This window comes from Microbacterium sp. A20 (assembly GCF_004794515.1).
GTDB lineage: Bacteria > Actinomycetota > Actinomycetes > Actinomycetales > Microbacteriaceae > Microbacterium.
The window spans coordinates 83,983-105,016 of record NZ_SSDF01000085.1 but is presented as its reverse complement, the minus strand read 5'-3'; the positions used below and the strand labels follow the sequence as shown (position 1 = coordinate 105,016).

21 protein-coding genes are annotated in these 21,034 nt (G+C 69.5%); 12 read left to right on the top strand and 9 right to left on the bottom strand.

Annotated elements, in window-relative coordinates:
- Window positions 1-4: 4 nt before the first annotated feature.
- The 5 genes from DW298_RS14515 to DW298_RS14495 all read right to left on the bottom strand — a co-directional run bounded on the left by DW298_RS14515 (window position 5) and on the right by DW298_RS14495 (window position 5,464).
- Window positions 5-712 (bottom strand): phosphonatase-like hydrolase, encoded by a 708-nt coding sequence (locus tag DW298_RS14515; protein ID WP_136043170.1) that lies wholly within the window; start codon window positions 710-712, stop codon window positions 5-7.
- Window positions 709-1,848: a TIGR03364 family FAD-dependent oxidoreductase gene (locus DW298_RS14510; protein WP_136043169.1), complete on the bottom strand. Its 1,140-nt coding sequence runs from the start codon at window positions 1,846-1,848 to the stop codon at window positions 709-711. Before DW298_RS14510 ends, DW298_RS14515 begins: the two co-directional genes overlap by 4 nt.
- A complete protein-coding gene (gene phnE, locus DW298_RS14505) occupies window positions 1,845-3,602 on the bottom strand; it encodes a phosphonate ABC transporter, permease protein PhnE (RefSeq protein ID WP_168429574.1) in 1,758 nt (585 codons plus the stop codon). Before phnE ends, DW298_RS14510 begins: the two co-directional genes overlap by 4 nt.
- Window positions 3,599-4,429: a phosphonate ABC transporter ATP-binding protein gene (gene phnC / locus DW298_RS14500; RefSeq protein WP_136043168.1), complete on the bottom strand. Its 831-nt coding sequence runs from the start codon at window positions 4,427-4,429 to the stop codon at window positions 3,599-3,601. Before phnC ends, phnE begins: the two co-directional genes overlap by 4 nt.
- 105 nt (window positions 4,430-4,534) lie before the next feature.
- Entirely contained in the window at window positions 4,535-5,464 is a 930-nt protein-coding gene (locus DW298_RS14495) for a phosphate/phosphite/phosphonate ABC transporter substrate-binding protein (protein WP_136043167.1), read from the bottom strand.
- 170 nt (window positions 5,465-5,634) lie between these two features.
- On the opposite strand from DW298_RS14495, the gene DW298_RS14490 reads away from it, so the two are divergent.
- Window positions 5,635-6,378 carry a GntR family transcriptional regulator gene (locus tag DW298_RS14490; RefSeq protein ID WP_240745145.1) on the top strand — a complete coding sequence of 248 codons (744 nt, stop codon included), beginning with the start codon at window positions 5,635-5,637 and terminating at the stop codon, window positions 6,376-6,378.
- Window positions 6,379-6,628: 250 nt separating this feature from the next.
- Here the strand turns inward: DW298_RS14490 and DW298_RS14485 are convergent, their stop codons facing one another.
- The gene (locus DW298_RS14485) at window positions 6,629-7,774 is read right to left on the bottom strand and encodes a histidine kinase (RefSeq protein ID WP_136043166.1); all 1,146 of its coding nucleotides are present in this window, start codon (window positions 7,772-7,774) and stop codon (window positions 6,629-6,631) included.
- Window positions 7,775-8,000: 226 nt separating this feature from the next.
- Here DW298_RS14485 and DW298_RS14480 point away from each other — a divergent pair, with 226 nt between their 5' ends.
- Window positions 8,001-8,657 (top strand): response regulator transcription factor, encoded by a 657-nt coding sequence (locus DW298_RS14480; protein ID WP_240745144.1) that lies wholly within the window; start codon window positions 8,001-8,003, stop codon window positions 8,655-8,657.
- On the opposite strand, the gene DW298_RS14475 is transcribed toward DW298_RS14480, so the two are convergent.
- Complete coding sequence (locus tag DW298_RS14475; RefSeq protein ID WP_136043165.1) at window positions 8,658-9,521, bottom strand: EamA family transporter; 864 nt, start codon at window positions 9,519-9,521, stop codon at window positions 8,658-8,660.
- Between the two features lie 264 nt (window positions 9,522-9,785).
- Between DW298_RS14475 and DW298_RS14470 the strand changes: the two genes are divergently transcribed.
- From DW298_RS14470 to DW298_RS14460, 3 genes are all read left to right on the top strand, one after another.
- Window positions 9,786-11,069 (top strand): M18 family aminopeptidase, encoded by a 1,284-nt coding sequence (locus tag DW298_RS14470; RefSeq protein ID WP_136043164.1) that lies wholly within the window; start codon window positions 9,786-9,788, stop codon window positions 11,067-11,069.
- Between the two features lie 75 nt (window positions 11,070-11,144).
- On the top strand, window positions 11,145-12,587 hold the full coding sequence (locus DW298_RS14465) for a cytosine permease (RefSeq protein WP_136043163.1): 1,443 nt from the start codon (window positions 11,145-11,147) through the stop codon (window positions 12,585-12,587).
- The gene (locus tag DW298_RS14460; protein WP_136043162.1) at window positions 12,584-13,141 is read left to right on the top strand and encodes an isochorismatase family protein; all 558 of its coding nucleotides are present in this window, start codon (window positions 12,584-12,586) and stop codon (window positions 13,139-13,141) included. Before DW298_RS14465 ends, DW298_RS14460 begins: the two co-directional genes overlap by 4 nt.
- A gap of 129 nt (window positions 13,142-13,270) precedes the next feature.
- On the opposite strand, the gene DW298_RS14455 is transcribed toward DW298_RS14460, so the two are convergent.
- Complete coding sequence (locus tag DW298_RS14455; RefSeq protein ID WP_136043161.1) at window positions 13,271-13,981, bottom strand: MBL fold metallo-hydrolase; 711 nt, start codon at window positions 13,979-13,981, stop codon at window positions 13,271-13,273.
- A gap of 80 nt (window positions 13,982-14,061) precedes the next feature.
- Between DW298_RS14455 and DW298_RS14450 the strand changes: the two genes are divergently transcribed.
- The 6 genes from DW298_RS14450 (at window position 14,062) to DW298_RS14425 (ending at window position 19,772) form a co-directional block, all read left to right on the top strand.
- Window positions 14,062-14,586, top strand: coding sequence for a TetR-like C-terminal domain-containing protein (locus tag DW298_RS14450; RefSeq protein WP_136043160.1), 525 nt, complete (start codon window positions 14,062-14,064; stop codon window positions 14,584-14,586).
- Window positions 14,587-14,676: 90 nt separating this feature from the next.
- Window positions 14,677-15,732: an alpha/beta hydrolase gene (locus DW298_RS14445; protein WP_136043159.1), complete on the top strand. Its 1,056-nt coding sequence runs from the start codon at window positions 14,677-14,679 to the stop codon at window positions 15,730-15,732.
- A gap of 183 nt (window positions 15,733-15,915) precedes the next feature.
- Window positions 15,916-16,767: a tryptophan 2,3-dioxygenase family protein gene (locus tag DW298_RS14440; RefSeq protein ID WP_136043158.1), complete on the top strand. Its 852-nt coding sequence runs from the start codon at window positions 15,916-15,918 to the stop codon at window positions 16,765-16,767.
- A complete protein-coding gene (locus tag DW298_RS14435; protein WP_136043157.1) occupies window positions 16,767-17,720 on the top strand; it encodes a hydrolase in 954 nt (317 codons plus the stop codon). The genes DW298_RS14440 and DW298_RS14435 overlap by 1 nt, the downstream gene beginning before the upstream one ends.
- 2 nt (window positions 17,721-17,722) lie before the next feature.
- A complete protein-coding gene (locus tag DW298_RS14430; protein WP_136043156.1) occupies window positions 17,723-18,961 on the top strand; it encodes an aminotransferase class V-fold PLP-dependent enzyme in 1,239 nt (412 codons plus the stop codon).
- The gene (locus DW298_RS14425) at window positions 18,951-19,772 is read left to right on the top strand and encodes a PaaX family transcriptional regulator C-terminal domain-containing protein (RefSeq protein ID WP_136043155.1); all 822 of its coding nucleotides are present in this window, start codon (window positions 18,951-18,953) and stop codon (window positions 19,770-19,772) included. Before DW298_RS14430 ends, DW298_RS14425 begins: the two co-directional genes overlap by 11 nt.
- 95 nt (window positions 19,773-19,867) lie before the next feature.
- On the opposite strand, the gene DW298_RS14420 is transcribed toward DW298_RS14425, so the two are convergent.
- Complete coding sequence (locus DW298_RS14420; protein WP_136043154.1) at window positions 19,868-20,353, bottom strand: FBP domain-containing protein; 486 nt, start codon at window positions 20,351-20,353, stop codon at window positions 19,868-19,870.
- A 296-nt stretch (window positions 20,354-20,649) separates the two neighbouring features.
- Between DW298_RS14420 and DW298_RS14415 the strand changes: the two genes are divergently transcribed.
- Complete coding sequence (locus DW298_RS14415; protein WP_136043153.1) at window positions 20,650-20,997, top strand: hypothetical protein; 348 nt, start codon at window positions 20,650-20,652, stop codon at window positions 20,995-20,997.
- The last annotated feature ends 37 nt before the right edge of the window (window positions 20,998-21,034 follow it).

Below are 21,034 nucleotides of genomic sequence, written 5' to 3'. Positions count from 1 at the left end.
CCGCTCAGGAGGTGGCGACGAGGGGAAGCAGCTCGCGCTGCGCGAGCACGCCGCGGAGGGCCGTCACATCGCTCAGCACGGCATCCGCCCCCGCGGCGCTCAGCGCCGGGCGATCATGGGCACCGCTGAGCACACCGGCGACGAAGCCGGCACCGGCCCGACGCCCGGACTCGACGTCGCTGACGGTGTCTCCGGCGACGGCGACCGCCTGCACCGAGGAGGTCTGGGTGCGGAGCAGCGCCGTGAGCACGAGGTCGGGCGCCGGGCGGCCACGACCCGCGTCGACGGGAGACAGGGCGACATCGACGAGGTCGCGCCAGCCGAGTCCGTCGATCAGCGCATCGCGGGTCACCGGCGCGAACCCGGTCGTCAGCACGACCTTCAGTCCGGCATCCTTCAGATCCTGGATGGCGTCCGCTGCGCCGGGGATCTCGGAGACACCCTGCTCGACGACGATCTCGGCGTACGCCGCCTCGAACGCGGCGGTGGCGCGTTCCGCCGCAGCCCGGTCGCCGGAGGCGAGGTGGGTGAACACGTCGATCTTTGACTGCCCCATCGTCACGCGCACGTAGTCGAGGGCTTCGGCCCACGGCATCCGGTCGGCGACGCCCGTGCGCTCGGCAGCGCGCTGGAACGCCTGCTCCACGACGCCGTCGTCGAGCACGGTGGTCCCCGCCATGTCGAGGACGATGAGTTCGAGAGAGGTGGTCATGATGTTCCTTCCATTGCGGCCGTCCACCCGAAGGCGGCGGTGAGGTTCTCTTCGGCGAGTCCGAGACCCGTCGTCATCCCGATGCCGGTGGTCGCGGCGATCACCAGCACGCCGTCGTCGCCGCGGTCGACCAGGAACTCCTGCGGCCCCTTCGCGTAGACGCCCTGCCACCGCTCGATCACGCGCGGAGCGGGTGCGTCGAACAGCGCCGCAGCCTCGTCGAGGAACGCCGTGAAGGCCGCCTCGGGCTGGAACGGCGCCGGGGCGACCGCGGTCGCATGCGAGTCGCCGATGATGAGCGTTCCGTCCGGCAGCTGCGTGTACATCTGGTTGAGGTCGAGTGCGGCCAGGTCGGGGCGCTCGGTGTGCAGGCGCTCCCGCAGTGCGGTCGCCTCCGGACCGTCCGCGAACCGGCCGTAGCGCACGAGCGACCAGCCGGTGAGCAGCGGTGCGGCCAGCGGATGCCGGAACGACACCGCCGCCCGCATCATGTCGAGGGCGCAGCGCTCGATCCCGTGCCGCTCGGCGACCTCGGGGAGCAGTTGGTCGATGTCGTGGTTCACCGCGACGACGACGCTCCCGCCGCGGATCGGGCCGCGGGTGGTCTCGACCCGCCCCGCTCCCACCGCGGTGACCGCGGTCCGGAACCGGAACTCCACCCCGAGGCTCGCGAGATGACGCACGATCGCGGTGGCCGCGGTGCGCGGATCGGTCTGCAGGTCGACCTCGATGTGCGCGCCGCCGACGAGGCCCTCGGCCCGCAGCGGGGCGAGGCGCAGCATCTCGTCGGCCTCGAGCATGCGGATGCCGCCGTCGCGGGATGCGGCTTCGAGCACTGCGAGCTCGTCGCCGTGGCGAGCGGCCACGAGCGTGCCGGACTCGCGCAGCCAGAAGCCGGCGTCCTGGGCGAGGCGCAGCCACAGCTCGCGGGAGACATCTGCGTAGCGTCGCGCCTCCCCACCCTGTGCGCCGACGCAGAGATGCCCGAAGTTGCGGATCGTGGCGCCGACCGGGGCGTCGGTGCGGTCGACCACGATCACGCGCAGCCCGCGACGGACCGCCGCATAGGCCGCGCCGAGACCGACGATGCCGGAGCCGACGACGACGACATCTGCCGTGTTCTGCGTGCCGTTCATCGGAACACCTTCCGCATCCACATGGCGAGCCCTTCGACCACGAGCACGGTGGCGAGGATCATCAGGACGATCGCGGTCACGGTCTCGTAGCGCGACCCCTGGCTCGCGTTGAGCAGGTAGTACCCGACGCCGCCGCCGCCGACGATGCCGAGGATCGTCGCCGCACGGATGTTCGTGTCGAGCATGTAGAAGCTGTGTCCGATGAGCGCCTGCATCCCCTGCGGCACGGTCGCCGACGCGTAGGTCTGCAGACGCGTCGCACCGACCGCGCGCAGCGCCCGCTCGGGGCCGCGATCGACCTCTTCGAAGGAGTCGGCGATGAGCTTGCCGAGCAGTCCGATGCCGCCGATCGCGAGGGCGATGACGCCCGCCTGCGCGCCGAGGCCGGTGATGACGACGAGCACGATCGCCAGGATCAGCTCGGGGATGCCGCGGATGCCGACGAGCAGCAGCCGAGCCGTTCCCCGTGCCCCTGAGCTCGGAGCGACGTTGCGCGCAGCGAGCGAGCCGAGCAGCAGCGACGGGAGCAGCGTGAGCACGGTGGCGGCGAGCGCGATCGCGACGGTGTCGCGCATGGCTTCGAACATCGCGCTCGCTTCGTAGCTGCCGAACGAGGGCGGCCAGAACCGGGCGGCGACCTCAGGCAGCTTGGCCCAGAAGGTGAAGAAGTCCATCCAGTTGATCTGGCTGACCACGACGCTGCCGATCACGACGAGCACGGCGACGACACCGGCGATCGTGTGGCGCACGCGCTGCGCGGTCCAGGGGCGCCGCACGGCCATCTGCGGGCTGACGGCCCAGGCGGGTCGCCCGTCGGCTGCCGATGTGGTCTGCGCGCCCAGCCGGGGGTGCAGCATCCGGTCCATCCAGGAGCGGGTGTGCCTCTGCTCGCCGAGCATCGCCCCGCGGACCAGGCTGGAGACGATCTCCATCACGATGCAGAGGATGAAGATGACGAGGGCGATGCCGAGGCCCTTGCCGTAGTTGAGCGACTTGAACGCGTACGACATCTCAAGACCGAGGCCGGCGACGCCGACGTAGCCGAGCACGACACTGCCGCGCAGGTTGATGTCGTTGCGGTGCAGCACCGTCGCGACCCAGCTGGGCAGTACCTGCGGGAGGATGCCGGCACTGAACTCCTGCATCTTCGAGCCGCCGGCGGCGCGGATGGCGAGACGGGGGCCCTCGTCGATCTGCTCGATCGCGTCGGCGAACATCTTCGAGATCATGCCGATCGAGTGGATGCCGATGGCGAGGATGCCGGGGAGCGTTCCGAGCGAGAACATCAGCACGAACGCCATCGCGAGCACCACGTCGGGCAGCGCACGGGTGAGCACGCCGATGAACCGGGCTGCCGCGCGCCAGCCGCTCCCCGGTGTCGTGTTGGACGCGGCGAGGTAGGCGATCGGCACGGACAGCACGGCGGCCAGCAGGGTTCCGACCAGCACGAGGCCGACGGTCAGGGCGATCAGCCAGGCCAGGTCGGCGGGCTCGGGGAACGACAGACCGCCGACGCGGGCCATGAAGTTCTCGGCGTTGCCCCAGCTCTGCACCATCGCCGGGATCGAGATGTCGACGTCGCGGACGGCGAGGATGCCGAGCACCACGAGGGCTACGAGGGTGAGGGATGCCGCGATGCGCTCCGCCGAGATCGGCCGCTTCGGTGCACGCTCGGCGACGGTGTGGGCGCCGCCCCGGGGGGACGCTCCCCCGCTCTGGGTCGCCGAGCTCGTCGACGCGTCCAGCGCCGTCATGATGCCGCCACCTGCGCCGCCGCCACGACCAGCTCTTCCTGCACGGCGCGGATCTCGGCGGTGGTGGTCGCGACGCGACCGTAGATCTCCATGACGGCGGCCTTGGTGAGGTCGGTCGTGGGGGTGTCGAGCACGACCTCGCCGTGGCGGAGCCCGACGATGCGGTCGGCCCAGCTGATGGCGAGGTCGACCTGGTGCAGGCTGCACACCACGGTGAGTCCCTCGTCGGCGGCGATCTCGCGGATGAGAGCCATGACCTGCTCGCTGGACTCCGGGTCGAGCGAGGCGACCGGCTCATCGGCGAGCAGGATGTCTGGCTTCTGCATGAGGGCGCGGGCGATGGCGACGCGCTGCTGCTGTCCGCCGGAGAGGGTGTCGCTGCGCTGGTAGGCACGGTCGAGCAGTCCCACGCGGTCGAGGTGCTCGAGCGCGGTGAGCTTGGCGGCCCGCGAGTAGCCCCAGAGCCCGAGGCGCGGCCCCCGCACGCTCGAGAGCGATCCGGTGAGCACGTTCTCGAGCACGGTGAGCGAGGGCACGAGCTCGAACTGCTGGAAGATGAAGCCGACGCGGCTGCGGAGGCCTCGGAGCGCGCGGCCCTTCAGTGAGGGAACCTGCGAGCCGAGCACCTCCACCGAGCCCGCGGTGGGGACCTCGAGCCCGTCGAGGTGGCGCAGCAGGGTCGACTTCCCCGAGCCGGAGAGGCCGAGGAGAACGACGATCTCGCCACGGGAGACCTCGAGCGAGGCGCCCTTCAGTGCAGTGGTCGTGCCGAAGGTCTTCGTCACGCCGTCGAGACGGATGAGGGCGTCGGATGCCGAGGCGGTCATGTCGTAGCTCCTGTGATGTGGTGTGTCGAGCGGCGGGCCCTCCGTCTCGCCGCGCGGGGCGGACGAGGCGGAGGGCACCGGGTGAGGCGAAGGGTCAGACCGGGCTCAGCCCTGGCACTGCTCCGCTTCGGTCTCCTTGCAGATGTCGCGGATCAGGTCGTAGTAGGCGTCATCGACCGGCTTGGTGGCGTAGAAGACGCTGCGGAAGGAGTCGCTGTCGGCGCTGTCGATGCCCGCGGCGATGATGTCGTCGATCGTGACCTCGGAGAGTCCGTCGATGAGCTGCTTCGAGACCTCGTCCGGAAGCGTCGAGGAGTACACGAGCGGGGCGCCGGGCACCATCGTCTCGTCGATGACCTTGACCTTGTCCGACTTCTCGACCTCGGAGTCCTCGGCGAAACCGACCTCGCACTCGACGCCTTCGCCGACCTTGGTGACGCTGACGTCGTGCTTGCCTGCGAAGACCGGGGTGATGTCGGTCTTGGGGTCGATGCCGGCCTCGAGCAGGTTGTACGACGGGAACAGGTAGCCCGAGGTCGAGGACGGGTCGACGAAGCAGACCTTCTTGCCCTTGAAGTCCTCGAGGCTGGAGATGTCGCTGTCCGCGGGGACGATCGCCTGCGAGTAGTAGCCGGGCTCCTGACCCTCTGCGGTCACGATCGAGGAGATCGGGGTGAGCTTGGCGCCGTTGTTCGTGGCGGTGACGTAGGTGAAGCCGGAGAACGAGGCCACGTCGACCTTGCCGGCGACGGCGGCCTCGATGAGCGCCGCGTAGTCGGTGGACTCGTGGTACTCGACGGTCTTGCCGGTGAGGTCGGCGATGTAGTCCATGAGCGGCTGGTAGTTCGTCTCAGTGTCGACCGAGTCGGGGACGACACCGAACACGAGGGTGTTCTCGTCGACGGCGAAACCGCTCGTGGTCGACGAGTCGTCGGCGCCGGGGGTGCCGGTGGCCTCGGCGGAGCCGGCACAGGCGGCGAGGCCGAGGGCGAGGAGCGCGACGCCGGCGAGGGCGGGAAGAGCGCGAAGCTTCATGAGGACCTTTCAGGGTGTGAGGGGTGATCCACGGAAGACTCTCGCAGGTGGAACGCCGAGATATGTACCTAACTCGGATTTGTTCAGAGCTCGTTTACCGAGCATTCGTCTGGATGAACACTCCAGAAACGGGGTCGCAGTCTCCCGCCCTGACCAAGTAATGTACCTATGTGGCTGAAGCTGTGTACACCCAGATCGCCGACGACCTCCGCGCGCAGATCGCTGCCGGAGGGCTTCGTCCCGGCGACGACGTCCCGACCGAGGCGGAGCTCGCCGAGAGATGGCACACCTCTCGTGGCCCGATCCGCAACGCTCTGGCGGCGCTGCGTGGCGAGGGCCTGATCGAGACCAGCCGGGGCCGACCGGCCAGGGTCGTCGCCCGCAAGGCGAATCAGGCAGTGGACGTGTCGGTGCCGTTCACGCGCTGGGCACGCGAGCTGGGGGTCTCCCCCGGGGCCGAGACCCAGGAGCTGAGCCTGCGCCGCGCCGGTGACATGGCGGCGGCACTCGATGTCGACCCGAGCGACACGATCGTCAGCGTCGTGCGGCTGCGGCTGCTCGACGGGCGGCCGACCATGCTCGAGCGCCTCAACTACACCGAGGTCGCGGGCCGGCCGCTGTTCGACGTGGATCTCGACCAGGTGTCGATCACCGAGCACCTCGCGTCGGTCGGGCACCCGATCGTCACGCTGCAGCATGTGATCGATGCAGTGGCCGCCGACGATCAGGATGCCGCCCTGCTGCGCGTTCCGCGCGGCACACCCATCCTCCGCCTGACCCGCACGTCCCGCGACGCGGAGGGGCGGATCTTCGAAGCCTCGGAGGACCGCTACCTGAGCGAGGTCGTGCGCTTCACGGTCGCCGCGTCCGGCATCTCGACCGACGGGCACTACATGCGCGCAGTCGGCGGATAGCGAAGACGAGGACCCCTGCTCGGAGGCCGCAGAATCGGCCGTTAACGCAGAAGGCGATCGCGAGCGCGCAAGTATTTCAGAAGCCAGAAAGACCGCGCCCGCGATCGCAGCGCTGGGGACGCTTTATCTGGGGAGCCTTCAGAATACGGCCGCCTGCAACACGTTCCACAGGGTCGAACGTCGAGACTTTCTTAGACTTTCGTCTAGAATTCCGCGGATCGTGGAAAGGGCGCTCCCACACTCTAGAGCATCAGACCACCGGAAGGCGGGCCGACACGACCCAGGATCCTTCCACTTCGCCGGCACTGAACTCTCCGCTCGCTCCCATGACGCGCTCGGCCATGCGGCCGAGGCCCGTGCGGCTCGAGGAGAGCTCGCGCCGCGGCGTGGTCGGCAGTGGGCTGCGGAGGGTGAGGAGCGCCACCTCATCGTCCACGGCGAGGGTGATCTGCACCTCGCCGGGTCCGGCGTATTTGAGGATGTTCGTGGCCGACTCCCGCGTGATGCGTGCCAGCACGATCTCGACCGCTCGCGGAATTCGCTCGTCCTGCGGATCACCCGCTCGGACGACGGAGTGCCCGGCGGCTTCGAATTCCTCCGCCGCCTCGTCGATCGCGGCGGCGAGGTCGCCGGTCTGCACGCTCGACGACTGCGGTCCGTCGTCGGCGAGTTCGATCACGAAGCGGACATCGGTCATCGCCTTGCGGGCGGCGACACGGATCGCCTCCTGAGAGTCGGAACTCGTCTGAGGGTCTTCGAGCATCTGCACGTGCAGCGCGACCACCGTGAGGTGGTGCGCGATGCTGTCGTGCAGCTCGCCGGCGATCCAGCGTCGCTCGGCGAGGACGGCCTGCCGTTCCTGCTCGGCGCGCGCCTCGAGTTCCCGTTCGAGACGGCTGCCACGGGCGAACGCGAGCCGGAGGGCGAACCCGACGGCTCCGGCCACCGTGGCGAAGACGAGATAGAGACCGACGTTCACGTTGACACCGGGTTCCGCGGCGAAAGGAACGAGCGCCGCGGCGACCAGGAATCCGCCGGTGTAGGAGAGGATCAGCGAGGTCCAGCCGAGCCTCATGACGAGGGCCGCCGAAACGGCGGCGGCTGTGAGGACCTGGAGTTCTGATCCGGGGATGAAGGAGAGCGCGAACACGACGGCGAGAGCGCACGTCGCGAAGAGCGGCTTCCAGAGATAGAGCGCGAACACTGCTGTGGACGCGACGCTCACCAAGAGAGCGACCGGGTTGACCCCCGGTGTGGTGAAGAAGCCGATGACGTCTGCGGCGATGGTGATCGAGACGATCACCAGAACGACGATGCGTTCTATCGCACTGAGCTTCTCGCCGCGGGTGAGGCGGAGCGTGTCCGCGGATTCCCGGGTCGAGTGGTCAAAGGCCATGCTTCACTATCTCCTATTTGCCAACTAGATTAGTTGTGGAGACCAAAGAACTTGCCAACCTGCTGCCAGAAAGTCATAACGTTCACCTCCATTTTGTAGTCGTTCGTCGATGTCTGTATTCATCTTCTCGGCGAATCACGGAGCGCACATCTGTCTCTCGTCTAGAGGTTTTTGGCCAAAGGTCTACATCGCCATCGCCCGTCGCCCGCGCCGTTAGGCTTCCCCCATGCAGGAAATCCGTGTCGTGATCGTCGATGACGATCCCCTGGTCCGCTCGGCGCTGTCGCACTTCGTCTCCCGCGACCCCGAGATCACCGTGATAGCCCAGGCGGAAGACGGCGTGGAAGCGATCGCCACGGTCGAACGCGAGCAGCCGGACGTCGTGATGATGGACGTCCAGATGCCGGAGATGGACGGCATCGAGGCCACCGGTGTGATCGCGGAACGCTGGCCGCACGTCCGCGTCCTCGCGGTCACGACCCTCGACGGCAGCGACACGGTGCTCCCCATGCTGAGCGCCGGCGCCTCGGGTTACCTCCTCAAGGACTCCAGCGCCGAAGAGATCGTCATCGGCGTCCGCGAGGTGCACAGCGGCGCGAGCTCGCTCTCCCCGCGGATCGCCTCGATGCTGATCAAGCACGTGCGCGACTCCACGCCCGTCGCCGCCGACGCCGATGCCCTCGAACCTCTCACCGAACGCGAGACCGAGGTGCTGAACTGCCTCGCGAAGGGCATGTCGAACGCCGAGATCGCGAAGGCGCTGATCGTCTCCGAGGGCACGGTGAAGGCGCACCTCGGACGCATGATGTCGAAGTGGCACCTGCGCGACCGCGTGCAGATCCTCGTCACGGCCGCGCACGCCGGGCTCGTCAGCTTCCGCTGATCACAAGGCCAGCAGGACGATCCCCGCGACCACGACGAGGGATGCTGCGATCCGCCAGCCCGGACGCGACTCCCGCAGCACGAACACGCCGAACAGGCTCACCAACACGACGCTCACCTCGCGCAGCGGCGCCACCAGCGCCACCGGAGCGATCTGGATCGCGGTCAGCACCAGGATGTACGACAGCGGCGACAGGATGCCGAAGACGAGGATCCGCCGCCACTGCGTGCGGCCGAGCGCCCAGACGGCGTCCCAGCGCCGACGCACCGCGATCGAGTAGAACGGCACCTGCAGCAGGCTCGTACCGACCATGAACGCGACCGGTGAGAGGTTCCAGGTGCGCACCGCGTGCGCGTCCCAGATCGTGTAGACCGCGATCGCGACACCCGTGAGCAAGCCGAACAGGATGCCGGGATCGATGCGCCGGGAACGGCTGCCCGTCCCCCGATCGACCAGGCCGATCGCCACGACGCCGACGATCACCGCCGCCACCCCGATCAGCGCCACCACCGAGGGCCGCTCCCCGAGCAGCAGCACCGCCACGATCACCGACAGGAACGGCCCGGTCCCCCGCGCGGTCGCGTACACGGTGGAGAGGTTCCCCTCGCGGTAGCCGCGCTGCAGCACCGTCATGTAGGCGACGTGCAGCACCGCCGAGACCGAGACACCGAGAGCGAAGGAGCCGAGGTCGTCGGCGCCGAGACCGCCGGTGAACGGCACGACGCCGATCCACACGAGCGTGCTGCTCACGGCTCCCCACCAGAGGAACGGCGACCCCGCTCGGCTGACGCCGTGGGCGATGACGTTCCACGCAGCGTGGGCGATGGCCGCCCCGAAGACGAGGACGAACGCGAGAGGGGACACGACGAGACCCTTCCGTCCGACGCGCGGCGCGACGAACAGGGTCCTCCGGGCTTTTGTCCTGTCAGATGACGGCCCTCCTGCGGAGGAGGACCGTGGCGCCGCTCGGACCAGACGGGTGCGAACCCCGGAACCCTAGGCGCTATCGGGACGAGCCTAACGCGCGATTGTGAACGTCCGGCAAACGACGGGCTCCCCGGCCGGGAGCGGAACGGCGCACCGCCCCGACTACGCTCGAAGGACCGCCCGTCTCCAGGAAGGTCCGTCATGCCCGTCACCCCGGTCGCCCTCGCTCACGCCGAGGACCTCGCCGACTTCATCGCCGCCTCACCCTCGAGCTACCACGCGGCGGCGGAGGTCGCTCGACGACTGGAAGCCGCAGGATTCACACGGCTGCGCGAAGAGGATGCCTGGCCGACCGAGGCGGGCGGCCGGTATGTCATCGTGCGCGACGGCGCCGCGATCGCCTGGTCCGTGCCGGCGGATGCCACCGCGACGACCCCCGTGCAGATCTTCGGCGCGCACACCGACTCCCCCGGCTTCAAGCTCAAGCCGCAGCCGACCACGGGTTCGCGGGGCTGGCTGCAGGCCGCCGTCGAGGTGTACGGCGGACCGCTGCTGAACTCGTGGCTCGACCGTGAGCTGCGCCTCGCCGGGCGGCTGGCGCTGGCCGACGGTCGGGTCGTGCTGGCGGACACGGGTCCCCTGCTGCGCCTGCCGCAGCTGGCGATCCATCTCGACCGCGGCGTGAACAACGGACTCGCCCTCGACAAGCAGACCGAGACGCAGCCGGTGTGGGGACTCGGCGACCCGACGGAAGCCGACATCCTGGCCGAGCTCGCCTCGTCCGCCGACGTCTCGGCGTCCGACATCCGCGGGTATGACGTGGTCGTCGCCGACTCCGCACACGGAGCGGTGTTCGGCAAGGACGACGCGTTCTTCGCCTCCGGGCGCCTCGACGACCTCGCCTCGGTGCACGCCGGCCTGGTGGCCCTCGAGCCTCACGGTCCGGCAGCGGGCGGACCCATCGCCGTGCTCGCCGTCTTCGATCACGAGGAGCTCGGCTCGGAGTCGCGCTCCGGTGCAGCCGGTCCCTTCCTCGAAGACGTGCTCGAGCGCGTGTACGCGGGGCTCGGCGCCGATGGATCCGCGCGCCGCCAGGCCTACGCCTCGTCGTGGTGCCTGTCGAGCGATGTCGGACACTCGGTGCACCCGAACTACGCCGCCAAGCACGACCCCGTGGTGCAGCCGGTGCTCGGCTCCGGCCCGATCCTGAAGCTCAACGCCAACCAGCGGTACGCGACCGATGCCGTCGGCACGGCATCCTGGCGGTCCTGGTGCGAGCGCGCGGGTGTTGCGACGCAGGATTTCGTGTCGAACAACAGCGTCCCGTGCGGATCCACGATCGGCCCGATCACCGCGACGCGGCTCGGCATCCGCACCGTCGACGTCGGCATCCCGATCCTCTCGATGCACTCCGCGCGCGAGCTCGCCGGGGTCTCCGACCTGCATGACCTGACCCGCACCGCGCAGGCGTTCTTCGCGGGCTGACTCCGGGGGCGATCCGCGAGGAATCCGCGCCGTGAAGTCCGCCCGGTGGCGTCCCGGCAGTGCCAGGATGTCAGCATGACGGACATCAAGCCGGCCCTGATCGAGCGTGCGGGCATCGAGATCATCCCCGAGTCCGAGCGCACCGCGAAGCCGCGCGACCTCTTCTGGCCCTGGTTCGCGGCGAACGTCTCGGTGTTCGGCATGTCGTACGGCTCCTTCGTCCTGGGCTTCGGCATCTCGTTCTGGCAGGCGACGATCGTCTCGGTGATCGGCATCGTCGTGTCCTTCCTGCTGTGCGGGCTCATCGCCATCGCCGGCAAGCGCGGGTCGGCGCCGACCATGGTCCTCTCGCGAGCGGCCTTCGGCGTACACGGTCAGAAGGTGCCGGGCGTCGTCTCGTGGCTGACGTCGATCGGGTGGGAGACGTTCCTCGCGATCATGGCCGTGCTCGCCACCGCCACCGTGATCACGCAGCTCGGCGGCGACGGCGACAGCATCGCGCTCAAGATCATCGCGACCGTGATCGTCGCAGCCCTGATCGTCACCGCATCCGTGCTCGGCTATCACACGATCATGAAGCTGCAGTCGGTGCTCACCTGGGTCACCGGCGTGGTCACCGTGCTCTACATCATCCTCGCGGCGCCGAGCATCGACCTCGCCGCGGTGCTGGCCCGCCCCGACGGCGGCATCGGCCAGGTCGTCGGCGCCCTGGTCATGGTGATGACCGGGTTCGGACTCGGCTGGATCAACATCGCCGCCGACTGGTCGCGCTACCAGAAGCGCACGGCATCCGACGGGGCGATCGTCGCCTGGAACACGATCGGCGGATCGGTGGCCCCGGTGATCCTCGTGGTGTTCGGTCTGCTGCTGGGTGGCTCGAACGACGACCTCATGGCCGCGATCGCCGCCGACCCGATCGGCGCGCTCGCCTCGATCCTCCCGGTGTGGGTGCTCGTGCCGTTCCTACTCACGGCTGTGCTCGCCCTCGTCTCGGGCGCCGTGCTGGGCATCTACTCCTCGGGCCTCACGCTGCTCAGCCTCGGCATCCGCATCCCGCGCCCCTCTGCCGCCGCGATCGACGGAGTGATCCTCACGATCGGCACGATCTACGTGGTGTTCTTCGCGACGGACTTCCTCGGCCCGTTCCAGAGCTTCCTGATCACGCTCGGCGTGCCGCTCGCGTCATGGGCAGGCATCCTGATCGCCGACATCCTGCGCCGGAAGAAGGACTACGACGAGGAGGCGCTGTTCGACAGCCGTGGCCGCTACGGGGCCTGGGACTGGACCTCGATCGGCACCATGGTCGTCACGAGCGTGATCGGCTGGGGTCTGGTGCTCAACGGCTTCGCCGAGGACGCGCCCTGGAACAACTGGCAGGGCTATCTGCTGTTCCTCGTCGGCGGCCCCGACGGCGCCTGGGCGTACGCCAACCTCGGAGTGTTCTTCGCGCTGGTGCTGTCGTTCCTCGTGACGTACTTCGCGCGGGCCGGGAAGATCCGCCGACAGGAGGGCGTGTGACCGCTCGGGCCCTCGATGACGCCTGGCTCGTGGTGATCGACCCGCAGGCGATCTTCGCTGCCCCCGACTCCGCCTGGGGCTCGCCGTTCTTCGCCGAGGCGATGCCGCGCATCCGCGCGCTGGCCGATGCGTTCGGCGACCGGGTGCTGGTGACCCGGTGGATGCCGACCGCCGACCGGTCGACCTCGTGGGGCGACTACTTCGCCAGCTGGCCGTTCGCCGACCAGCCGCCGAGCCACCCGCTGTTCGACCTCGTCCCTGACGCGGTGGGGTTGTCGCCGCATCCGACGATCGACCTGCCGACGTTCGGCAAGTGGGGTTCCGAGATCGAAGCTGTCGTGGGGCGCGGAGCGCACGTCGTGCTGGCCGGCGTCTCGACCGACTGCTGCGTCCTCTCGACCGCACTGGCCGCCGCCGATGCCGGCGCGCACGTCACGATCGCCGCGGACGCCTGCGCCGGTTCGACCGCCGAGAACCATGCGGCCGCCCTGCAGGTCATGGGGCTCTATCCCCCGCAGATCACGATCGGCGACACGGCCGCCATCCTCGCCTGACGAAACGCCGAGCCGATGACGATCCGCCGACGAATTGACTTTGATCGTTCGGCGAATCGTCCGGGGCTCGGCGAACCGTCCGGCGCTCGGTCCGTCAGTGGCTCGGGCGATCGTCCGGGGGGCGGTCCGTCAGCCCGCGGCCCGCACGGAGGCCGCGATGTCGGAGGGAGAGCCGTGCCAGGGAGCCCCGTGCCCCGGCAGCACCCACGACGCCGAGACGGCGGCCAGGCGGTCGAGCGAAGCACGCGCCTCTTCGGGCTCGTCCGTGAACGGCGCGGGCTGCGGTCCCGTGCGCCCGGTGAGCACGTGCCGGGTGGTCAGAGCGTCACCGACGAAGACCGCGTCGACGGCGGGCACATGCACCGCGATGCTCCCTGGCGAGTGGCCGGGCATGCCGATCACGACGGGAGCACCCGGCAGGTCGAGCACATCGCCGTCTGCCACCTCCGTCACCACGGATACGTGGTGCGTGCGCAGCGCGCTCTTGCGGATGCCGTAGGCGAAGAAGCCCGCCGTCGGGCCGAGCTTGGCCGGCCCCATCGGCGTCTTCGGCTTCTCGCCCGTGCGTACGCGGTGGCTGTCCGCGGCATGGATGAACACCGGCACTCCCGCCTCCCGCCGCAGCCGCTCCGCGAAACCGATGTGGTCGCTGTCGCCGTGGGTGAGGACGAGGCCGCGGATGTCGGAGAGCGGACGACCGATCTCGTCGAGCTCGCGCTGGAGATCATGCCAGTGCCCGGGGAGACCCGCGTCGACGAGGGTGATGCCCTCGGGCAGGTCGACCAGATTCGCGGCGACGATGTCGTTGCCGATGCGGTGCAGGTGGGGTGCGAGCTTCATGGCGGATCCTCTCGGGATGTTTGCGATGGCTACGATACGTAGCTATCATGGCTATTGTCAATAGCCATGAAGGAGGCGCCATGCCGGCACCCGAGCGCACATCCGTCGCCGAGATCGTCGAGGCCGGGCGGGAGATCCTCGAGACCGTCGGCCCTGCGGGGCTGACGATGCAGGCGGTCGCGACGCGGGTGGGCGTGCGCGCGCCGTCGCTGTACAAGCGGATCCGCGACCGAGACGCCCTGCTCGCCGCGGTGGCGACCGCATCCATCGAGGCGCTCACGGCTCGACTCGATCCCTCAGGCGACGACCTCACCGCCCTCGCCCGCGGCTATCGCGCGTTCGCACACGCGCATCCGGAGGGTTTCCGGATCATGTTCACCGTCGCCGCGCCGCAGGATGCGCTCGAGCGCTCGGCCGCGCCGGTCATCCGCGCCGCGTCCGCACTGGTCGGCGAAGACGATGCCCTCGATGCCGCCCGCCTCTTCACCGCGTGGGCGACGGGTTTCCTGCAGATGGAGCTCTCGGGGGCCTTCCGCCTCGGGGGCGACGTCGACCGCGCCTTCGACTACGGGCTGCAGCGACTCCTCGCCGGACTCACCAGCTGATCCCCCTCGGGCGTTCGAGTCGCGTGGATGCGCGATTCGAACGGCGGCGGGGGCACCGGAGTGCTGGCACACTGATCGGTGGAGGGGTCCATGAGCATCGACGCGCATACCGAAGAACCCGCACGCCCGACGAAGGTGCGCAAGCCGTGGCACCGAACGAAGGTCACACTCGGCATCATCGTGGCCGTGATCGCCGTGGTCGCGATCGTCGGGACGATCACGCCCTGGCCGTCAGCGATGGTCATCCGTTCCGTGTTCACGAAGGGCGGGAACGAGACGGCCGCCGAGATGGACAAGCACGTCCCCGACACGAAGCTCTCCGTGCAGGAGGATGTCGCGTACGGTGACGACGGCGCCGACACCACGATGGACGTCTTCCGCCCGGCATCCGCCGACGACCCCCTGCCGACCGTCGTCTGGATCCACGGCGGCGCCTGGATCTCGGGCTCGAAGGAGAACGTCGACCCGTACATGCGCATCCTCGCCGCCGAGGGCTACACGACCATCGCGGTCAACTACACGATCGGTCCGGAGGGCGTGTACCCGCTCGCCGTGCACCAGCTCGACGCCGCCCTCGCCTACATCGACGAGCACGCCGAGGAACTGGGCGTCGATGCGAAGCAGATCGTCCTCGCGGGCGACTCGGCGGGAGGACAGCTCGCCAGCCAGATGGCGACCCTCATCACCAGTCCGGAGTACGCCGAGATCATGGGCATCACCCCGTCGCTCGAGGCCGACCAACTGGCCGCGACCATCCTCAACTGCGGCGTGTACGACCTCGCGGCGCTGGCGCAACTCGACGGGCTCGCCGGCTGGGGGTTGAAGTCGGCCATGTGGGCGTACTCGGGCACGAAGACCTGGGCCGAGGACTCGACCGGTGCCACGATGTCGACGATCGACTGGGTCACCGAGGACTTCCCCACGACCTACATCTCCGGCGGCAACGGCGACGGACTCACCTGGCTGCAGTCGATCCCGATGGCGCAGCGCCTGGACGAGCTCGGCGTCGACGTGACGACCCAGTTCTGGCCAGCCCCGCACGAGCCGCAGCTCCCGCACGAGTATCAGTTCCACCTCGACCTGCCGGATGCGCGGACCGCCCTGCAGAAGACGATCGACTTCCTGGACGCGAACACCACGCGCTGACGCGACCTTTCCTGATCTGCTCCGACCGGGCGATTGTCGGGAGAACGGACGGATGTCGGGAGAATCGCCGCGGATCCTTCCTGCATCCGTGATTCCTCCCGACGGATGGGCCGTCGCTCGGCGCACACCGACCCAGACATTTCACTTCTGTGACGCTCGCCGCAGAAGTGATATGTTCGGCGCATGCACACCGAGAACGAACGCGCCCTCGAGTCCGGGATCGTCACCGACCTGTCCGGACGGATGACCTACGGGTCATACCTGGCGCTGGACCAGCTGCTCACTGCGCAGCATCCGGTGAGCGAACCGCAGCACCACGACGAGATGCTGTTCATCATCCAGCATCAGACCACCGAGCTCTGGCTCAAGCAGCTCCTGCACGAGCTCTCCTCAGCGCGCGAGCTGCTGGCACGCGACGACCTGCGTGAGGCGCTCAAGCGCATCGCCCGGGTCAAGCGCATCCAGGACGTGATGACGCAGCAGTGGTCGGTGCTCGCCACCCTCACCCCCACCGAATACGCGCAGTTCCGCGGCGCACTCGGCAACTCGTCCGGGTTCCAGTCGGTGCAGTACCGCGCGGTGGAGTTCGCCCTCGGCAACAAGAACGAGAAGATGCTGACCGTCTTCGCCGACCACCCCGCCAACCTCGCGCTGCTCACCGCCGAGTGGGAGAAGCCCACGCTGTACGACGAGTTCCTGCGCTTCGCCGCGCGTCGTGGACTGCCCGTGCCGGCTGCGATCCTCGACCGCGACGTGCGCGAGCCCTACCGCGAGACGCCCGAACTCGTGCCGGCGATCCGCGAGATCTACCAGGACCCGAGCCGGTACTGGGATCTGTACGAGGCGTGCGAAGACCTGGTCGACCTCGAGGACAACTTCCAGTTCTGGCGCTTCCGACACCTCAAGACCGTCGCGCGCACGATCGGCATGAAGGTCGGCACCGGCGGCTCCAGCGGCGTCGGCTTCCTGCAGCGCGCCCTGGATCTCACCTTCTTCCCCGAGCTCTACACGGTGCGCACGGAGATCGGCAGCTGATGAAGGCCGTCACGTTCTTCGACGGGATCGGCTGGCGCGAGGGCGTCGTCGAGCTCGTCGAGGGGCGCGTGCGATTGCGGGACGAGGTTCCGGCCACCGGGCTCCCCCGCCTCGACGGCGTCGTCGTCGGCGGATTCACCGACCACCACGTGCACCTGCAACTGGTGGATCACGCCCAGCTGTCGGGTTCGCGCCTCGGCCGCGTGGTCGATCTCGGCGGAAATCCCGAGGTGGTCCGGCGGCTCGCCGTTCACCCGGTCCGCATCGAGTTCGCCGGGGCCTTCCTGACCGCGCCGCTCGGCTACCCGTCCGACCGCGCCTGGGCACCGGACGGCTCGGTGCGCGAGATCTCCGATGCGGATGCCGCCGCCGCGGCGGTGAGCGAGATGGCCGAGGCCGGAGCCTCGTGCATCAAGGTCACCAGCAACAGCGTCGCCGGGCCCGTCTTCACGGACGAGCTCCTGCGCACCATCGTCGAGCTGGCCGCCGACCACGGACTCCTCGTCGTCGCGCACGCCGAGGGCCCGGGCGAAGCCGAGCGCGTCGTCCGTCTCGGCGCCGCCCGACTCGCACACGCGCCCTTCACCGAACGCCTCGACGATGACGAGATCGCCCGGCAGTCGGCCGGCGCTTCGTGGATCTCGACCCTCGCGATCCACGACGACCCCGCGCGCGCGGTCGCGATCGACAACGTGCGTCGCTTCCACGCGGCGGGTGGCACCGTGCTCTACGGCACCGATCTGGGCAACGGCCCGATGCCCGTCGACCTGAATCCGCGTGAGGTCGCCGCCCTCCGCGAGGCCGGGCTCGACGATGCCGCTCTCGTGCGGGCACTCTCCCCGGTCGACCCGCTCGACCCCGACTCGAATCTCCTGTTGCTCCCCGGGGGCTCCCCCGCAGCCGCCGACGCGCTCGCCGCCCGCCCCCTCACCCCCGCCGACCTGAAGGTGTGACCATGACCGACCCCCGCGACACCGACCTGCTCGACACCGCCCGTGCCCTCGACGCCGCCGACCCGCTGCGCGCCCACCTCGACGCATTCGCCGAGGCACCGGGCGTCACGGCCTACCTCGACGGCAACTCGCTCGGCCGTCCGCTGCGCGACATCCCGGAGAAGCTCGCCGCGTTCGTGCGGGAGGACTGGGGCACCCGGCTGATCCGTTCCTGGGACGAGCAGTGGATGGCGCTGCCGATGGAGCTCGGAGACCGCATCGGCCGGGTGGCGCTCGGTGCCGCCGCCGGCCAGACCGTGGTGGCCGACTCGACGAGCGTGCTGATCTACAAGCTCATGCGCGCCGCCGCAGCCGCCGACCCTGACCGCACCGAGCTCGTGATCGAGGCCGGCAACTTCCCCACCGACAGGTTCCTCGCCGAGGGTGTCGCCGCCGAGACCGGCATGACCCTGCGCTGGCTCGAACCCGATCCGGTGCACGGCGTGACCGTCGCCGACGTCGAGGCCGTCGTCTCCGAGCGCACGGCCCTGGTCTCGCTGAGCCACGTCGACTACCGCTCCGGCGCCCTGGCAGATATGCCCGGCATCACGGCGGCGGCGCACGAAGCCGGAGCGCTCATGATGTGGGACCTCTGCCATTCGGCCGGCGTGGTCCCGATGCAGCTCGACGAGTGGGGCGTCGACATGGCGGTGGGCTGCACCTACAAGTACCTCAACGGCGGGCCGGGCTCCCCCGCGTTCGCCTACCTGCGCCACGGACTCCAGGGCGTGCTGCGTCAGCCGATCCAGGGCTGGTGGAGCGCGGCCGACATCTTCGCGATGGGACCTGCGTACGTGCCGTCGGGCGACATCCGTCAGCTGCTGAGCGGCACCCCGCCGGTGACCTCGATGCTCGCGATGCAGGGGATGCTCGACCTCATCGAGCAGTCCACGATCGCCGGAGTCCGGGCGAAGTCGCAGTCGCTGACCGACCTCGCGGTGCGTGCGTACGACCAGGTGCTCGCGCCCCTCGGCGTGCGGCTGCTGAGCCCGCGCGACGCCGATCTCCGCGGCGGCCATGTGACGATCGGGCACCCGGACTTCCGCGATGTGACGCGGCGACTGTGGGCCGACGGCATCATCCCCGACTTCCGCTTCCCGAACGGCATCCGGCTCGGGCTCTCCCCGCTGAGCACCTCGCACGTCGAGACGATCACCGGCGTGCTGGCCGTGCGTGACGCCCTGGAGTCCGGTGACTTCTGACCTCGCCGCCGCGCCCGTGCTCGACGACATCGATGCGCGCCCGGGCAGTACCGCCTCGCTGCTGCGGACGCTCATCGGAGTGTTCCTGCGCCCGCTCGGCGGCTGGATCTCGACGGCGGACCTGGTGTCGCTGGCCGGCGACCTCGGGATCGCGGCAGGCCCCGCCCGCACCGGCATCACGCGTCTGAAGCAGAAGGGGCTCCTGCTCGCAGAGCGCGATGACGGTATCGGCTACCGCCTCAACCCGGCGGCGATCGGGATGCTCGAACGCGGTGACCGCCGCATCTTCGAGATGCGCGAGATGACGGATGCCGATCCCTGGTGCCTGGTCTCGTTCTCTATCCCTGAGAGCGCACGGAGCATCCGTCATCAGCTGCGTCGCCGCCTGCAGTGGATCGGCGCGGGCGTCGTGTCACCGGCGCTGTGGATCTGTCCCGGGCATCTCCAGGACGAGGTGGAGCAGATCCTCGAGGAACTCGACGCGCGCCGCTGGGCGACCCTGTTCCAGGCATCCGCCCCCGCACCGGCCGGCACGCTCGTCGAGGCCGCCGCGCAGTGGTGGGACCTCGAGGCCCTGCGTACCGAGCACCTCACCTTCCAGACCTCTCTCCGCACCCTGCCCGCCGAGCCGTTCGCCGCGTACGTGCACCTCATCGACCGCTGGCGGGTGCTGCCGTACACCGATCCGGGGCTCCCCCCGTCGATGCTGCCGGCCGACTGGCCGGGACGCCGCAGCTTCGACGAGTTCGCCCGCCGGTCGGCGCAGCTGTCAACACCCGCCTGGGCGCACGTGCGCGCCCGGATGGCCTAGCTCGGTCATCCACCCCCGCCGTTCCGGTCGCAGTTTCTGTCGCCCACGCGCCTCGCGAGCGGCAGAAACTGCGACCGGAGCAACCGAAGTCGGGATCAGCCGGCGACCTCGGCGAGGAAGCCCGCAACGTGCTCCTGCAGACGCAGGATGCGCAGGTCGCGCGCGAACTCACGGTCGAAGCCCTGATAGGCGAGCGGCGGGAGGATGCGCACGTTCCGGTTGCAGCCGAACTCGGCGCACGTGAGAACGCCGACCGAGTCGCCCTTGCGCCCGGCAGCGCCGGCCTTGCGTGCCACGAACAGCTGCACGTCGTTGCGGAGCGTGACGTCTTCGCACCAGGAGCACTGCGCCCGGACGATCACGCGCTGCTCGGCACGCTGCAGGAAGACGCCGACCGGGGCGTCGTCGATCCAGGTGATGACGTAGGCGCGGCGGGGCATCTTCGGGTCGACCCAGCCGAGGAAGTCGAGACGATCGAAGTCGATCTCGGCGAAGCCGGGCGGGAGGGTCAGGTCGGAGACCTCCTTGCGGGAGGCGTTGAGGAAGGAGGCGCGGATGCCGCGCTCGTCGATGGGACGCATGAGAGAAGTGCTTTCGGAGTGGTCGCCACGAAGGGCGAGTCGATCGGGTGAGGGTCCCGGACGGATGCCGGGGTATGACGCAGCACCGGGGACGGGGGTTCCGCCTCCGGCTGGTCCTCAGCCTCTGCCTGCGGCGCGGAAGGCGCCTGCAGCTCCGCTCTGCGCCCGAAGGGCGCTCATCGACGACAGCACCCCGAGAGCCTACACCCGTTTGTTTCACTGCGTGTCGGACGGCCTGGCTCCGACACCGAAGCCGTCTTAGTCTTTCCGGAACGTCGACCCCGAAGGAGACCACCGTGTCCACGCCGCTGAACCGCCTTTCGCCCCTCCCGGTGCGTGAGCGTGCGGCGTGCATGTGCAGCCACGGCGACCGGTGCTCCTCGTTCGCACCCGGCCACGCGCTGCATCTGATCCAGGCGCGCATCGCTTCGGCGACGCCCGCGGGGTGGGTCGACGCCCTGGTCGTGGCGACGGATGCCGTGACCGGCGACCTCGTGGTGCGCACCCTGGACGGTGAGGTCCACGCACTGTGGAACGCCTCGGGTGCCGCGCTCGAAGCGGCCCCGGGAACGCCGGTCGCACTGCACGTCCGCTACGGCGTGCTCGCCGTCGGGCGCACGCAGTTCAACGTCGCCTCCGTCTGACCCGACCCGTCACCGTCTGACCCGACCCGTGACCGCC

Bases quoted from the DNA above. Each gene is read 5' to 3' on its own strand.
- DW298_RS14455 (WP_136043161.1), bottom strand. From the start codon at position 13,981: ATGAAGCTCGCACCCCACCTGCACCGCATCGGCAACGACATCGTCGCC.
- DW298_RS14445 (WP_136043159.1), top strand. From the start codon at position 14,677: ATGAGCATCGACGCGCATACCGAAGAACCCGCACGCCCGACGAAGGTG.
- DW298_RS14470 (WP_136043164.1), top strand. From the start codon at position 9,786: ATGCCCGTCACCCCGGTCGCCCTCGCTCACGCCGAGGACCTCGCCGAC.
- DW298_RS14495 (WP_136043167.1), bottom strand. From the start codon at position 5,464: ATGAAGCTTCGCGCTCTTCCCGCCCTCGCCGGCGTCGCGCTCCTCGCC.
- DW298_RS14480 (WP_240745144.1), top strand. From the start codon at position 8,001: ATGCAGGAAATCCGTGTCGTGATCGTCGATGACGATCCCCTGGTCCGC.
- DW298_RS14430 (WP_136043156.1), top strand. From the start codon at position 17,723: ATGACCGACCCCCGCGACACCGACCTGCTCGACACCGCCCGTGCCCTC.
- DW298_RS14450 (WP_136043160.1), top strand. From the start codon at position 14,062: ATGCCGGCACCCGAGCGCACATCCGTCGCCGAGATCGTCGAGGCCGGG.
- DW298_RS14515 (WP_136043170.1), bottom strand. From the start codon at position 712: ATGACCACCTCTCTCGAACTCATCGTCCTCGACATGGCGGGGACCACC.
- phnE (WP_168429574.1), bottom strand. From the start codon at position 3,602: ATGACGGCGCTGGACGCGTCGACGAGCTCGGCGACCCAGAGCGGGGGA.
- DW298_RS14465 (WP_136043163.1), top strand. From the start codon at position 11,145: ATGACGGACATCAAGCCGGCCCTGATCGAGCGTGCGGGCATCGAGATC.
- DW298_RS14485 (WP_136043166.1), bottom strand. From the start codon at position 7,774: ATGGCCTTTGACCACTCGACCCGGGAATCCGCGGACACGCTCCGCCTC.
- DW298_RS14420 (WP_136043154.1), bottom strand. From the start codon at position 20,353: ATGCGTCCCATCGACGAGCGCGGCATCCGCGCCTCCTTCCTCAACGCC.
- DW298_RS14440 (WP_136043158.1), top strand. From the start codon at position 15,916: ATGCACACCGAGAACGAACGCGCCCTCGAGTCCGGGATCGTCACCGAC.
- DW298_RS14510 (WP_136043169.1), bottom strand. From the start codon at position 1,848: ATGAACGGCACGCAGAACACGGCAGATGTCGTCGTCGTCGGCTCCGGC.
- phnC (WP_136043168.1), bottom strand. From the start codon at position 4,429: ATGACCGCCTCGGCATCCGACGCCCTCATCCGTCTCGACGGCGTGACG.
- DW298_RS14435 (WP_136043157.1), top strand. From the start codon at position 16,767: ATGAAGGCCGTCACGTTCTTCGACGGGATCGGCTGGCGCGAGGGCGTC.